Genomic DNA, 13,498 nt, shown 5'->3' on the forward strand with positions numbered 1-13,498 from the left:
GGGCCGGCCGTCAGAGGCTCGCCAGGGCCTTGCGGCAGAGCGAGTCGGCGGCCCGGGTGGTCTCCGGCAGGCGGTAGGAGGCCGCCAGATGGAGGGTGTGCGCACAGGCCCGGTCCAGGTCCACCCGGTGGCCGACCGAGACGAAGACCGGTTTGACGCCCCGTTGGGTGCGCAGGGCACGTCCCACCTCTTCGGGCTCGCCGTCCGCCGCCCGGTCGTCCCACAGGGGCGAGGTGGCGCCGCGCTCCGGCCCCGGCGGCTCGTACCGGAACGTGAACGGCGTCTTGGCGACCCCGATGGTGGGCAGCCCGGTCAGCACACCGAGGTGGCTGGCGAGACCGAAGCGCCGCGGGTGGGCCAGCCCGTAGCCGTCGCAGACCACCAGGTCGGGGGTGCGGGCGAGCCGCTCCAGCGCGTCGAGGACGGTGGGGATCTCCCGGAAGGCGAGCAGGCCGGGGACGTAGGGGAAGGAGATCGGACCGACGGCGGTGGCCCGGTCGACGACCGCGAGGGTGCGGGCGTCGAGGGCGACGGCGGCCGCGACGACCACGTCCCGTTCGTCGTCGTAGGCGACGTCCACGCCGACGGCGGTGCCTTCGAAGCCCGGTACGGGGCCGGGCTCGTCGAGCCGTACGTGGCTGCGCAGCCGGTCCTGGACCGCGCGGGCCCCGGCTTCGTCCGCGGGCCAGTGCCGCAGTTCGTCGGCGCGGGAGAGGGTTCCGGAAGTGTCCATGGTGCCGCCACGCTATCGAACCGCTGCACGGTTGCGGGTGGCCGCGTACCGCCTGCGGGCGTCCGCCGCCCCTCCTCTATATTGCAGCCATGTTCGTACTGGAACTGACCTACACCGCTCCCCTCGACCGCGTCGACGCCGCCCTCCAGGACCACGTGGCGTGGCTGGAGCAGGCGTACGCCGCCGGACACTTCATCGCGTCCGGACGGAAGAACCCGCGTGACGGAGGCATCATCATCGCCGCCGGGAGCGACCGGGCGACCGTCGAGCAGCTCACCGCCGACGACCCGTTCGTCCGGGCCGGGGTCTGCGCGTACCGGATCACCGAGTTCACGGCGACCAAGACGGCACCGGCACTGGCGGAATACCGGGAGCAACTCCCGTCCTGAACCTCCGTCGCACCCGTGGCCCGGCCCGCCGGAACCGTCCGGCGGGCCGGGCCCTGCGCTGCGCGGGCCCGTGGACGCCACCAGCCGGCTCACCGACGACATAACCTCGAATCGGCGGGGCCGCCCTCATTTCCGACTGCGGCGTACGCAGTCCTCATTTGTTGCCGCCACGAGGTCCGCGAATTGCGGGCGCATCCACTCCACGCCCCTCCCTTCGCCGGTGCTCGTTCACAGACGTGCAGGGCTCCCCACCAGCTGGTAACCGGCGGGGAGCCCGAGGGGTCGATCAAGCCGGGAGACGCTCAGCAGACCGGCGGGTTGGGAGTTCCCCAGTCGCGCAGAACCTGGTTAGGCTGCCATACCCAGCCGGCGGCTTCGGGAGCGTTGAGGTTCCACCAATTGCCGTCAGCCGTCTGGCAGTTGATCGTGACCGGCTGGCCGTTGTGGCCCTTGCCCACGATCGCCCCGTCGGGGGCTCCCAGGATGTCGGCGTCCGCGACGAAGCGCCCGGGCACTCCTGCCGCCGCATGGGCCGCCTGCGCCTGCGGAAACAGGAGCGCCCCTCCGAGGAAGGCAACGGACAAGCCGACCTGCGTCAGCTTTGAAGCGAGTTTACGCACTAATTCTCCATGGCCGGAGGCGATACTCGTGACTGCCGGAATACCGCATGGTCAATTCGGTCAATTCCCGGTGCACGCTAGTAGCCGGCAATGAAATTCCGGTATAACGCGGCTTTCCCTCCGGGAGCCCCTGACTCGGCAACCCCAACCCCAACTGGCAGCGGCCAGAACCTGCCGCTTCAGCCCGATCAACACAGGGGGCGTCAGCCCGGCGCCCGCCCAGGGCGATGTTCCGCTCCCGCTGCCACCTGGCAGCCCGCCCGCGTGCACGCGTGGAGCAACATCCGACCACCCTGCCTTCTCGCCAGGTGCCCGAGGCGGCGTGAAGGCAGGGTCCCCGAACGACCAGTGATCGGGGCCCCGCCCCACTAGGGCGACGTCGGCTGAGCTGCGGAATCACCCAGTGGCCCGGCGGCGCCGACCGGTCCGGGCGTGGCGGCGGTGGGCCAGCGACCGCCGTTACGCCAATAATCCTGAATCTCCTCCAACTGGCGGCCCTTGGTCTCGGGCGCGGTGAAGGCCGCGAAGACCAGGGCGCCCACGGCGAGCACGCCCAGCCCCGCGAAGGTCGCGGCCGCCCCGGCCTTCGCCATCAGCGACGGGAAGAACTGGGCGATCAGGAGGTTGGCGACCAGGTCGGCGGTGAGCATCACCGAGGCACCCGTGGAACGCAGTTGGGCGGGGAACGCCTCGCTGGCGTAGACCCAGATCAGAGAGCCGAAGCCGAAGTTGAAGGCGGCGGTGAACAGGAGGATCGCGACGAAGCCCACCCAGGTGGTGGTCCCGTGCAGCTTTCCGGCGCCGAAGACGACCGTCAGGACCCCGAGCATCACCACCATCGTGCCGATCCCCGACAGCAGCACCACCCGGCGGCCGATCCGGTCGATGATGAGGATCGCCAGCACGGCCGCGACCAGGGAAGCCAGTTCGACGAAGGACGGCAGCAGGAAGTTCTGACCGTTGCCGGTGAAGCCCATCTCCTCGAAGATCTGCGGGCTGTAGTACGTCACCGCGTTGATTCCGGTGATCTGACAGAAGAAGCCGAGGCCGACCACGAAGAACGCGGCGCGGGCGTACGGCTTGCGCAGCAGGGAGCGCGCCGATCCGCCGTTCTCCTCGTCGAGCGCGGCGCGCACCGACGCGACCTCGGCACGCGGGTCGACCTCCGGGTCGGTCACCGCCATGACCTCGACGGCCCGTTCGGTCTGCCCCTTGAGGACGTACCAACGGGGCGTGTCGGGCAGGCGGAGCAGCGGGATCACGACGAGCGCCGCGGGGATCGCGGACAGGCCGAGCATCCAGCGCCAGTGACCGCCGCCGGACAGGCCCCAGTTGACGAAGTAGGTGAGGACGATGCCCACGACCGTGGCCACTTGGTACGCGGCGACCGAGGCGCCCCGGATGCGGGCCGGGGTCGACTCCGCGACGTAGAGCGGCGCGGCCACGATCGAGATGCCGATGGCGACCCCGAGCAGGAACCGGACGGCATCGAGCACTTCGACGGTGGGGGCGATCGCGGACAGCGCGACGAAGACCGTGTACGAACCGGCGACGATCAACATCGCGACCCGGCGGCCCAGGGCGTCGGCAAGCTTGCCGCCGATCAGCGCACCCACGATCGACCCGAGTACCAGGATGCTGTTGACCAGGCCCTTCTCCGTCTCGGTCAGGCCGAAGTCCTTGCTGAGGAAGACCAGGGCACCGGAGATGCTGCCGGTGTCGTAGCCGTAGATGACACCGACGACGGCGCCGGTGAGCGCGAACATCCGGCCGGTGCGGAGTGAGGTCGGGGGCGACGGGCGCGGTGCGGAGTGCGAGGCAGTGGACATCGGGAGTCCTTCGTGCGACGGAGCGTCTTTGCTGCGTGACTGCATGACGGGATGACTGCGTGACGGGCGCCTGAACGCCGTGTCGTCGGCCATGCCCGGGCACCGACATGACTGATCTTGCGAATATCAGGCACCTTTCGCGCAGATGTCAACAGTCACTTACCCGATTTTCGCTCCCCGCCACGCCTCCGCACCGCAAGCAATCAGCCACTCATGTGCCCGCAACCACACACCTCTTCCGACACCATCACCCGTGCGAGGGATGGAACGCTTGCGCGAACCTGCGTAGAGTTGCACCCAACAAAGCAGAAAGTTGCAGCCTCGCTGCAATTGATCGGTAAACACTGAGCACGCACCACGGGAGGGTGGCCATGAGCGAGACCTCGTACATGGAGCAGGAGCTGCACAGTCAGCCGGACACGTGGCGGGAGGCCGCCCGGATCGGCGCCGGCGGCAGCCCGCTGCCCGAGGCGGGTCAGCGGGTGGCCGTCGTCGGTTGCGGCACGTCGTGGTTCATGGCGCAGTCCTACGCGGCCCTGCGCGAAGGTGCGGGGCTGGGAGTCACCGACCCCTTCCCCGCCTCGGAGGCGTTCCTCGGCGCCGACCGGCGGTACGACGCGGTGGTGGCGATCACCCGCTCGGGGACGACGACCGAGGTGCTGCGCGTGCTGGAGGCGGTCAAGGGGCGTATCCCCACGGTGACGGTGCTCGGCGATCCCGAGACTCCGGCGGTCGAGCTGTCGGACGCGACGGTGGCGCTGCCGTTCGCGGACGAACGATCGGTGGTGCAGACCCGGTTCGCGACCACGGCGTTGACACTGCTGCGCGCCCATCTGGGCGAAGACGTCGCGCGGGCGGTGGGCGACGCGGAGGAGGCCCTGGCGGTTCCGGTCAAGAAGGAGTGGGTGGACGCCGAGCAGTTCGCGTTCCTGGGCACCGGCTGGACGTACGGCCTGGCCAACGAGGCGGCGCTCAAGATGCGCGAGGCGTCGCAGAGTTGGACGGAGTCCTATCCTGCGATGGAGTACCGTCACGGCCCGATCTCGATAGCGGCACCGGGCCGGGTGACCTGGCTCTTCGGCGAGGCCCCCGAGGGGCTGGAGGCCGATGTGACACGCACCGGAGCGGACTTCGTGTCCCATGCCAGGGATCCGCTCGCCGATCTGGTGCTGGTGCAGCGGGTCGCCTTGGAGAGGGCGCGCGCCCGGGGCCTGGACCCGGACAACCCGCGCAGCCTGACCCGCTCCGTGATGCTCCAGGAGCCCGCCGCCTCCTAGCGGCGCCCCGTCCGCGCGCCGGTGCCGCGAGCTGCTCGCCGCACCGTCCGCGCCGACGCCAACTCACCCTTCCTCCCAAGGGAGTCAGGACACCATGCCACTCGTTCCCACCGCGTCGATCGTCGATGCCGCGCGCGCCGCACGGGTCGGCGCCGCGGCCTTCAACGTCATCCATCTGGAAACCGCCGAAGCCCTGGTGACGGCCGCCGAGCGCACCGGGCACCCGCTGATCCTGCAACTCAGCGAGAACTGCATCCGCTATCACGGGAGCCTGCTCCCCCTCACCCGGGCCACGCTCGCCCTCGCCGAGGAGTCCACGGCCCGGATCGCGGTCCACCTCGATCACATCACCGAGGCGGAGCTGGTCCACCGGGGCATCACCGCCGGCGTGGGGTCGGTCATGGTGGACGCCTCCGCCCTCTCCTACGAACAGAACGTCGCCGCTACCGCCACGCTCACCGCCTGGTGCCACGAGCGGGGCGCCTACGTCGAGGCGGAACTCGGCGAGGTCGGCGGGAAGGACGGGGTCCACGCACCGGGGGTGCGCACGGACCCCGGGGAGGCCCTGGCCTTCGTCCGGGCCACCAGAGTCGACGCCCTCGCGGTCGCCGTCGGCTCCTCCCACGCGATGCGGGAGCGCACCGCCGAGTTGGACAAGGACCTGATCACGGCGCTGCGCACGACCCTCCCGGTGCCCCTGGTCCTGCACGGCTCGTCCGGAGTGCCGGACGACGAGCTCCGCCGGGCCATCGGCGCCGGCATGACCAAGATCAACATCTCTACTCATCTGGTCTCCGTCTTCACCAGCTCAATACGGCACTCACTGCAGGCCGATCCGGCGCTGATCGACTCCCGGAAGTACGTCAAGCCGGCCCGGGAAGCCGTGGCGCAGGAGGCCGCCCGCTTGCTGGAGGTGCTCAGCACCCCGGTGACGGTGCCCACCCCACAGACGATGGAGGCCACGGTCCGCGGGTGACGGCTCCCGGCCACCGCCGCTGCGTCGCCAGAACACCGGTGGGGCGGAAGGCAGGTGGTGGGAGGCAGGGAGAAGGGCGTGGGTCGAGCGAGCGTGAGGGGGGGGGAGGCGGAGGTGAGGGAATGAGTTCGGTCCGGGGCCGGTGCGGGCAAGGAAACGAATTAGGCTCGCGCCATGAAGCGCCATGAACGGATGAACGCACTGCTTGAGCTGCTCGGAGATCGGGGCCGGGTCGAGGTCGAGGAGGCGGCGGCCGAGCTGGAGGTCTCGGCCGCCACGATGCGGCGCGACATGGACACGCTCGCCGAGCAGCAGCTACTGGTCCGCACCCGGGGTGGGGCGGTGCTGAGTTCCGTGGCGTACGACCTTCCGATCCGGTACAAGCAAGGGCACCGGTCGGCGGAGAAGGAGGCGGTGGCGCAAGCGGCCGCACGGCTGGTCGAGCGCGGGGACGTGGTCGGGTTGAGCGGTGGGACCACGACCACCGCGATCGCGCGGGTGCTCGCCACCCGGGCGGACTTCGCGGAGGCCGGCCCGCAGGCGCATCTGACCATCGTCACCAATTCCCTGAACATCGCCAGCGAGCTGGCGGTCCGACCGCAGATCAAGATCGTGCTCACGGGTGGGGTGGCGCACTCGCGGTCCTACGAACTGGTCGGCCCGTTCAGTGAGTTGGTGCTCCAGCAGATCTCCATCGACATCGCGTTCATCGGTGCCAACGGCGTGGATCCGATGCGGGGGGCCACGGTGCACGACGAGGCCGAGGCCCGGATCAACCGTCTCATGGCCGAGCGCGCCCAGCGGGCCGTGGTCGTCGCGGACTCGTCGAAGATCGGCGAGCGCTGTTTCGCGCGGGTGGGGGGCGCCGACGTCTTCGACACCCTCATCACCGATGGCGCGGTGACCGACGAGACCCGTCGGGAGTTCGCGGAGCGGGGACTGAAGGTGGTGGCGGCCCGCCCGTCGGGGAACGACTGACCCCGCACCGCCGAGGACCGGTCCCCCGGCGCCGGCGGGACGTTGGTCCGCAGGGCGAGCGCCGAGGGCAGCGGAATCCGGGCGGTGCGAGGGTCGGCATGCACATCATCGGCCTCGGTGCGTCAGCAGCATCGGTGCGTCAGCAGGGCCGGTGCATCACCGGGGTCGGTGCATCACCAGCCTGTCTCGCCGCGCAGGGTGGCGTCGGCCCCGCCGTCGGCGAAGAGGATCTGACCGGTGACGTGCGTGTTGTCCGCGGACGTCAGCCAGGCGAGGACGGGGGCGATCTGCTCGGGGCGGGCGTGCCCGTTCAACGGCATCGGCAGGCTGGCGTCGACGACCTCCCGCGTCGCGGCGTCGTCGAGCAGCGGTGCGGTCATCGGCGTGACGACCGTGCCGGGGGCAACGGCGTTGAGCGGGATGCCGGCGTTCGCCCAGCCCTCGGTGACGGCGGTGCGGCGCAGCCAACGGGCGATGGCCTGTTTGGAGGCGCCGTAGATGGTGTGGCCCTCGCCGCGGTCGACGGCGGCCTGGGCGGCGGCGACGGCCGCCGCCTCGTCGCCGGCGAGCGCGGCGTCGACGATCGCCGGGTCCGACGGGTGGATGGCGATGGCGGAGGAGACGAGGGCGGCGCGGGGGTCGGTGCCGGCGGCGAGCAGGGGGCGCAGCCCTTCGAGGCTGGCGACCATGCCGAAGTAGTTGACTCGGAGGGTGACGGGGTCGGGATGGGCGAGCCCGGCGCAGGCGATCACGGCGTCCAGGCGGCCGCCGGTCAACTCGTCGGCACGTTGGACGAGTCCGGTTCGGCCGGCGGGCGTGGCGAGGTCGGCTGAGATGTCGGCGCCTTTGAGGTCGGCGCCGATCACGGTGTGGCCCCCGTCGCGGAGGCGGGCCGCGGTGGCCCGGCCGATGCCGGAGGCGGCGCCGGTGACGAGGTAGGTACGGCGGGGCATGGTTGGCTCCTTCGATCCCTCGTGGTGCGAAACGCGCGAAACGCGCAGGTGAGATGCCGTGGATGGAACGTAACGGGTGGACTTCATGGGTGGAACGTCGCAGGTGAAAGGCCGAGGGGCGTCGCGGGGGGGGGCGTCGCGGACCGTTCGCTTCGGACCGCCCGCCGCGGACCGTCCATCCCGAGCCGCCCGCCGCAGGCCGTCTGCGACGGGCGAGGTGGACGATGCCCGACGGGCGGATCAGGAGACCCGGATCACGAGACCCGGATCAGGAAATCCCGCCCAGGAGCCGAATGGGGCCCGGGACAACCGGCGGCGCCGTACGGGGAAGGCGGCGTGGTTGGCACAAGAAAGCACTACGGCGAGACGGCGAGACAGGCACGACGGCGAGACGGCGGTGGGAGGCGGGCGGCTCGTGAGGGACGGTCCGTGTGGACCCGGCCTGTTGCGCTCGGGCTTCGTGCAGGGACTCGCGGCCGGGCTCTCGGGCTCGGGTTCGTGGGTGCGGTGCACGGCGGGCCGGGCCGGTGGGCCGGGCGGGCAGTCGGGAAGGCGGATGGGTCGAGAGGTGGAGAGGTGGAGGAGAGATCGGTGTGTGGGAGGGCGGGGTCGGGTGATGGGGTGGAGCGGGGCGGCGCCTGGTGATCAGCCGGGGCCAACATAGCTTTTTTGGCATGTCGTGCCAAGGTGCTGGTTCGTGACAATATGCGGAATCGGGTGAGGCGGGCCGGGTGGCCGCTGGGAGGGGGAGAGGCGCATGACGGCAGGGCGAGGCAGACCCTCGTTGACCGAACGACGGCGACAGGAGACGCGGATGGAGATCGCCGAGACCGCGGCCGCGCTGTTTTCCGAGCGGGGCTACGAGGCGACCACCGTCGAGGACATCGCCGCGTCGGCCGGGATCTCACTGCGCACGTTCTACCGGTACTGCGCGGCGAAGGAGGACGCGCTCACGCCCGTGCTGACGTCCAGCGTGGGGGTGCTCGTCCAGCAGCTCGCCGGTCGGCCCGTCGAGGAGCCGCTGACCAGTGCGGTACGGGCGGCGTTTGAGGACGCCGAGGCGGCGCGGCGGCTGGCCGACCCGGACAAGGCCCGGCGGCTGATCCGCGTGATGGGGAGCGTGCCGGCGATCCGGATGAGGTGGCTGGCGGCGGGGCGGGACATGCAGGACCAGCTGGTCCCGGTGCTCGCGGTGCGCACCGGAGCGTCCGCGGACAGCATGGAAGTGCGACTGCTGGCCTGCGCGTTGATCGACGCACTGTCGGTGGCCATGGAGCACTGGGCGTGGCAGGAGGAGCCGGACGACGTGGCGGAACTCACGCGGCGGGCGCTCGCGTACCTACGGGTGGACGAACTCCAGGCGGCAGCCGGGGCTGAAATTCGGGGTGCGGGTGTGGACAATGGGACGGGGCCGACGAAGGCGTGGGCAGCCCGGACAGCCGAAACGGCGAAGAAGGCCGAGAGCGCGCCGGGGCGGACGCCGACCGGGCGGAGATGAGGGCCGGGAAGCGGACCGTCGCCGCGCGAGGAACGGGGGAAACCGAATGCGGAAGATCATGTCGATAGCGCTGGCGGGTGCGGTGTGCGGTGCCTCGATGACGCTGGCCACTGCGACGCAGGCGATGGCCGATCAGGTGCCACGCTGTGTGAAGGTGCGCAAGTTCTTCGACCAGGGCGGGCAGCGTTACGTCCGACTGACGAACCTGTGCGCCCAGCGGCCGGCCTGCTACACCATCGTCATCCCGCACCAGGCGGATCCACGGGGGCGGCTCCCCAAGGGAACGACGAAGGACGTGCGGTACGGCACGACGGCCGGTTCGCGGGCGCTGTACGTCAAGAACGTGGCCTGCTGAAGCGACGGGACCCGCGGGCGGTGACGCGCTCCCGTGGACCGCGGCCCACTCCCGAGCGGTCACGGCCCGCCGTTTCGTTGGCCGTGGCCGTGGCCCTCTGAGCCAGGGGCCGATTGCGCGAGCCGGGCCAGCGTTCCGCGTCACGCCCCGTCCCTGGGCCGCGCACAGCCGTTGTCGCGCCGCGTCACCGTGCGCTCGCGTTCCCTTGCGGGCAGGGGCGGGGGGTGACGGCGGGGGCTGAGGGGCGGTGGACCGGACCGGCTCCCTGCGCAGGTCCTCGCACCGTGCGGGCGGACGTGTTCCTTCACACCCGCTCGCATTCATGCACTCGCATATGCGCAGGTGCACGGGAACGGCCAGAGGCGCGGGCAACCGCGGACGCGTCCAGCGTCATGCGGTCCCGGGGAGTGCGATGCCGTCCAGGACCATTGCGAGGTATTGGCGGGCGATCTCCTCGGGGGTGTGTCGGCCCTGCGGGCGGTACCAGCTGGCGGCGACCCAGACCGTGTCGCGCAGGAAGCGGTAGGCGAGCCGGAGGTCGAGGTCGCCGCGGAAGGCGCCCTCGGCCACCCCACGCTCCAGTGTGCCCAGCCACGCCCGCTCGAACTTCCGGCGGGATGCCGCGAGGTAGTCGAAGCGGGGCTGGGTGGCGAGGTGCCGGGCCTCCTTCTGGTAGATCGCGACTGCGGCGCGGTGCCGGTCGATCTCCCGGAACGATTCGGTGACCAGCGCCTCGATGGTCTCCCGCGGCGCCAGGTCGGCCGCCAGCACCGCGTCGTAACCGGCCCACAGCTCGTCCAGGAAGGTGGCCAGGATCTCGTCGACCATCGATTCCTTCGAATCGAAGTGGTAGTAGAGGCTGCCCGCGAGCATCCCGGCCGCGTCTGCGATCTGGCGGACGGTGGTGGCGTTGTAGCCCTGCGCGGCGAACACCTCCGCCGCGGTGTCCAGGAGTTCACGGCGGCGGTCGGGGGAAGCGGGCGCGGGGGCCGCCTCTCCCTTCTTGACGCTCCGGGCGGTTTTGACGCTCCGGGCGGTTTTGGCGCCCCCGGTGCTCTTGGCGCCACCGGCGTTCTTGGTACCACCGGTGCTCTTGGTGCCACCAGTGCTCTTGGCGGCTTTGGCGGACTTGGTTCCGGTGGTGGACTTGGTTTCCCGGGCGCTCCTGGTGCTCTGGGTGCTCCTGGTGCCCTGGGGCCGCTTGGTGTCGTCGGTGGCCTTCGCGGTCTTCGCGGTCTCGGGGGTCCTGGCTGCCTCGGCGGACTCGTCCGGCTCAGTCGGCTCAGTCAGCCCAGCCGACCCGGTCGACCCGGTCGACTTGCCCGGCTCGGTCGGCTCCGTCGCCTCGGCGGTCGCGGCGTTCGCAGTGTTCTTGACGTTCTTCGCGGTTGGCACGGGGTCATTGTCGCGCGCTCGTGAGGTGACTCAGCGCATATCTTTTACAGGTAAAATACCTGTTAAGCTTTTGGCATGGGGAAGCATGCCAAGCACGCCAGGCCCACGGGGCGGTGGAAGACGGGGACGGCGCCCGGCGGAACGGGCACGGGCACCGTGCGGTTCCGTCCGTTGCCGGTCCGGAGCACGGTGCGGTTGCGACGGCCGGTCGACATCTGGCACAAGCCCGCGCTCAGCGCCTTGGTGGCGCTGGCCGTGCCGGATCTGGTGCTGCTGGGGCTGGGGCGGCTCGACCTGGTCCTGTACACCTCCGCGGGCGCGATGTGCGCGCTGTACGCGCACGGCCTGCCGTACGCGGCACGGGCCCGGACCCTGCCGTGGGTGGTGCTCGGCATGGTGGCGAGCCTGGCCGTGGCGCTGACCGCGGCGTCGCTGGTCACCTCGGCCGCAGTGCTGGTGGTGCTGGCCTCGCTGGTCGCCGCGGCGCACAAGGTGGTGTGCGACGCGACGCACATCGGGCCGCCCGGGAACCTGATCCTGACGTTCATCGCGGCCTCGGCGTTCTTCGTTCCGCAGCGACCGGCCGACGTGCTGCCGCACGCGGCGCTGGCGCTGGCCACCGGGGCGTTCGCGTGGGTGGTGTGCATGGCGCCGGCGTTGGTGCGGCCGCAGGGGCCGGAGCGGATCGCCACCGCGCGGGCGCTGCAGGCCGCCGCCGGGCTGCTGCGGGCGCGGGCGGAAGCCGCCGGCGCGTCGTCGGCCGGGGAGCCCGAACCCTCCGGCGTGGTGCACGCCCGGCACGCCACCGCGGCGGCCGTGAACGCCGCTTGGCACGCGCTGTTCCTGGTCCCGACCCGTACGCCGGCGAAGGCCGCGGCACGGGAGGGGTTGGAGCGACTGTTGGTGCGGGCGGAGTCGTCGTTGGGCGGCGGGCCGCGGGACGTCGCGGCCGAGGCCGGGCGGCTCGGCGGATGGGCGCGGGAACTCCGGAGCGGGCGTCCGCTGCCCGAGGTGACGCTGACCGGTGCGGAGGCCGCGGAACTGGCCGGGGTGGCGTGGGAGGCCAGGGCGGCCTGGGAGGCCGGGGTGGCGTTGGAGCCCGGTATGGCGCTGCGGTCCGGCATGGCCTCGCGGTCCGTGGCCCCGGGGCGGGCGCGGGCGGCTCGGCAGGGCGCAGGGGTCCGAACCGGTGAGGCGGCGCCGGCCCGCGGGGCGGCGGAGTTCGGTACGTCCCCGGAGGGCGGCACGGCCGCCGGGTCCCGTGCCGGGCGGTTCGTGGACGGCGGCGGACTACGGCGTCCGGCGCCCGGGCGGCCGCGGGGCCTGCGGGCGGTGGTCGGGCGGCTCCGTCCCGGGTCGCCCCTGCTGCCCATCGGGGCACGGGTCGCGGTGGGGTGCGTCTTGGCGGGCTGGGCCTCGTTGGCGGTGGGCGTGGGGCATCCGTATTGGGCCGTGGTCACCGCTGCGTCGATCTACCAGGCCAACACCACGCTCTCCTGGCAGCGCGCCTTCCAACGCACCCTCGGGAACCTGCTGGGACTGGTCCTGTTCACCGTGCTGCTGCCGTTGATCCACACCGGTCAGGTCACGATGATCGCGCTGGCGCTGGCGTTCCAGCTCGGTGCGGAGGCCACGATCACCCGGAACTACTGGCTCGGATCGGTGTGCGTGACGCCGATGGCGCTGCTGCTGACCGAGTTCGGCCGGCCGCTGCCGGCCGGCACGTTGGTCGCCGACCGGTGGTTGGACACCGTGGTGGGCGCGGCGGTCGGACTCGTCTGCTGCGTGCTGGTCACCAATCGGCGGGCCGCCGACCGGATCGATCTGGCGCTGGAGCGGGTCGCGGAGGCCGAGGCGGCTGCGGCCCGACTGCTGGTGGCCGGACCGGGCGCGAACGCGGCACGCGCCGGGAGCGGTACCGCACCCGTGGGGCCGGGCGCACCGCCCATGGGGGCTAACGCACCCCGCATCGGGACCGACGGTGCGCCCACAGGAGCGGACGGTCGGCCCACCACGGCGAGCACTACGCGCGCAGCTGCTGGGACGCCCGAGACGGGCAGGAAGCACGAGGCGGACAGGACACAGGAGACGGAGGGGACGCACCGGATCGACGGGACGCACCAGGCCGACGGGGCGCGCCAGGCCGACGGCGCGCACCAGGTCGACGAGGCGCACCAGGTCGACGGGACGCACGAGACCGACGGAGGGCAAGAGACCGGCTGGGCACACGAAGCCGGCTGGGCGCCCGAAGCGGGCTGGGCGCGCGATCGGCTCGCGGGGTGCCTGGTCGAGCTGCGGGAGGCCGTGGACGTGGCGAACGGCGAGTGGTGGCAACGGGCGCTGCCCGAGGAGCGGATCGCCGGCGCCGAACGGCAGGGGCACCGGACCCTGGCGGTGCTGGTGCGGCGCCTGACCACGCCCGCGCTCGCCGCCTGAGCTGCCCGCTGGCGCCGGCCGCCTGACGTGCCCTCCGCCCGCCCTGGGCAGGCACAATG

Annotated in this window: 12 protein-coding genes; 7 read left to right on the forward strand and 5 right to left on the reverse strand. The window is 71.9% G+C overall.

What is annotated here, in order from left to right:
- Positions 1-10 precede the first annotated feature (10 nt).
- Positions 11-733 (reverse strand): endonuclease V, encoded by a 723-nt coding sequence (locus ABD385_RS02615; protein ID WP_344573190.1) that lies wholly within the window; start codon positions 731-733, stop codon positions 11-13.
- Positions 734-822: 89 nt separating this feature from the next.
- On the opposite strand from ABD385_RS02615, the gene ABD385_RS02620 reads away from it, so the two are divergent.
- Entirely contained in the window at positions 823-1,122 is a 300-nt protein-coding gene (locus ABD385_RS02620) for a YciI family protein (RefSeq protein WP_344573191.1), read from the forward strand.
- Between the two features lie 302 nt (positions 1,123-1,424).
- Here the strand turns inward: ABD385_RS02620 and ABD385_RS02625 are convergent, their stop codons facing one another.
- Both ABD385_RS02625 and ABD385_RS02630 read right to left on the reverse strand, forming a co-directional pair.
- Positions 1,425-1,742 carry an SH3 domain-containing protein gene (locus ABD385_RS02625; protein ID WP_344573192.1) on the reverse strand — a complete coding sequence of 106 codons (318 nt, stop codon included), beginning with the start codon at positions 1,740-1,742 and terminating at the stop codon, positions 1,425-1,427.
- Between the two features lie 368 nt (positions 1,743-2,110).
- On the reverse strand, positions 2,111-3,571 hold the full coding sequence (locus ABD385_RS02630) for a sugar porter family MFS transporter (RefSeq protein WP_344573193.1): 1,461 nt from the start codon (positions 3,569-3,571) through the stop codon (positions 2,111-2,113).
- Between the two features lie 371 nt (positions 3,572-3,942).
- On the opposite strand from ABD385_RS02630, the gene ABD385_RS02635 reads away from it, so the two are divergent.
- The 3 genes from ABD385_RS02635 to ABD385_RS02645 all read left to right on the forward strand — a co-directional run bounded on the left by ABD385_RS02635 (position 3,943) and on the right by ABD385_RS02645 (position 6,802).
- Positions 3,943-4,848: an SIS domain-containing protein gene (locus ABD385_RS02635; RefSeq protein ID WP_344573194.1), complete on the forward strand. Its 906-nt coding sequence runs from the start codon at positions 3,943-3,945 to the stop codon at positions 4,846-4,848.
- A gap of 94 nt (positions 4,849-4,942) precedes the next feature.
- Complete coding sequence (locus ABD385_RS02640) at positions 4,943-5,824, forward strand: class II fructose-bisphosphate aldolase (protein WP_344573195.1); 882 nt, start codon at positions 4,943-4,945, stop codon at positions 5,822-5,824.
- A gap of 174 nt (positions 5,825-5,998) precedes the next feature.
- Positions 5,999-6,802 carry a DeoR/GlpR family DNA-binding transcription regulator gene (locus ABD385_RS02645; RefSeq protein WP_344573196.1) on the forward strand — a complete coding sequence of 268 codons (804 nt, stop codon included), beginning with the start codon at positions 5,999-6,001 and terminating at the stop codon, positions 6,800-6,802.
- Positions 6,803-6,975: 173 nt separating this feature from the next.
- Here the strand turns inward: ABD385_RS02645 and ABD385_RS02650 are convergent, their stop codons facing one another.
- Entirely contained in the window at positions 6,976-7,755 is a 780-nt protein-coding gene (locus ABD385_RS02650; RefSeq protein WP_344573197.1) for an SDR family oxidoreductase, read from the reverse strand.
- A gap of 814 nt (positions 7,756-8,569) precedes the next feature.
- On the opposite strand from ABD385_RS02650, the gene ABD385_RS02655 reads away from it, so the two are divergent.
- Entirely contained in the window at positions 8,570-9,253 is a 684-nt protein-coding gene (locus ABD385_RS02655) for a TetR/AcrR family transcriptional regulator (RefSeq protein WP_344573198.1), read from the forward strand.
- A 46-nt stretch (positions 9,254-9,299) separates the two neighbouring features.
- Positions 9,300-9,608 (forward strand): hypothetical protein, encoded by a 309-nt coding sequence (locus ABD385_RS02660; protein ID WP_344573199.1) that lies wholly within the window; start codon positions 9,300-9,302, stop codon positions 9,606-9,608.
- Positions 9,609-9,998: 390 nt separating this feature from the next.
- Here ABD385_RS02660 and ABD385_RS02665 read toward each other — a convergent pair whose 3' ends face one another.
- Entirely contained in the window at positions 9,999-10,559 is a 561-nt protein-coding gene (locus ABD385_RS02665; RefSeq protein WP_344573501.1) for a TetR/AcrR family transcriptional regulator, read from the reverse strand.
- Positions 10,560-11,159: 600 nt separating this feature from the next.
- Between ABD385_RS02665 and ABD385_RS02670 the strand changes: the two genes are divergently transcribed.
- The gene (locus ABD385_RS02670; RefSeq protein ID WP_344573502.1) at positions 11,160-13,439 is read left to right on the forward strand and encodes an FUSC family protein; all 2,280 of its coding nucleotides are present in this window, start codon (positions 11,160-11,162) and stop codon (positions 13,437-13,439) included.
- Positions 13,440-13,498 lie beyond the last annotated feature (59 nt).

The organism is Streptomyces lunalinharesii (assembly GCF_039532155.1).
GTDB classification, from domain to species: domain Bacteria; phylum Actinomycetota; class Actinomycetes; order Streptomycetales; family Streptomycetaceae; genus Streptomyces; species Streptomyces lunalinharesii.

Bases quoted from the DNA above. Each gene is read 5' to 3' on its own strand.
- ABD385_RS02615 (WP_344573190.1), bottom strand. From the start codon at position 733: ATGGACACTTCCGGAACCCTCTCCCGCGCCGACGAACTGCGGCACTGG.
- ABD385_RS02620 (WP_344573191.1), top strand. From the start codon at position 823: ATGTTCGTACTGGAACTGACCTACACCGCTCCCCTCGACCGCGTCGAC.
- ABD385_RS02630 (WP_344573193.1), bottom strand. From the start codon at position 3,571: ATGTCCACTGCCTCGCACTCCGCACCGCGCCCGTCGCCCCCGACCTCA.
- ABD385_RS02635 (WP_344573194.1), top strand. From the start codon at position 3,943: ATGAGCGAGACCTCGTACATGGAGCAGGAGCTGCACAGTCAGCCGGAC.
- ABD385_RS02640 (WP_344573195.1), top strand. From the start codon at position 4,943: ATGCCACTCGTTCCCACCGCGTCGATCGTCGATGCCGCGCGCGCCGCA.
- ABD385_RS02645 (WP_344573196.1), top strand. From the start codon at position 5,999: ATGAAGCGCCATGAACGGATGAACGCACTGCTTGAGCTGCTCGGAGAT.
- ABD385_RS02650 (WP_344573197.1), bottom strand. From the start codon at position 7,755: ATGCCCCGCCGTACCTACCTCGTCACCGGCGCCGCCTCCGGCATCGGC.
- ABD385_RS02655 (WP_344573198.1), top strand. From the start codon at position 8,570: ATGGAGATCGCCGAGACCGCGGCCGCGCTGTTTTCCGAGCGGGGCTAC.
- ABD385_RS02660 (WP_344573199.1), top strand. From the start codon at position 9,300: ATGCGGAAGATCATGTCGATAGCGCTGGCGGGTGCGGTGTGCGGTGCC.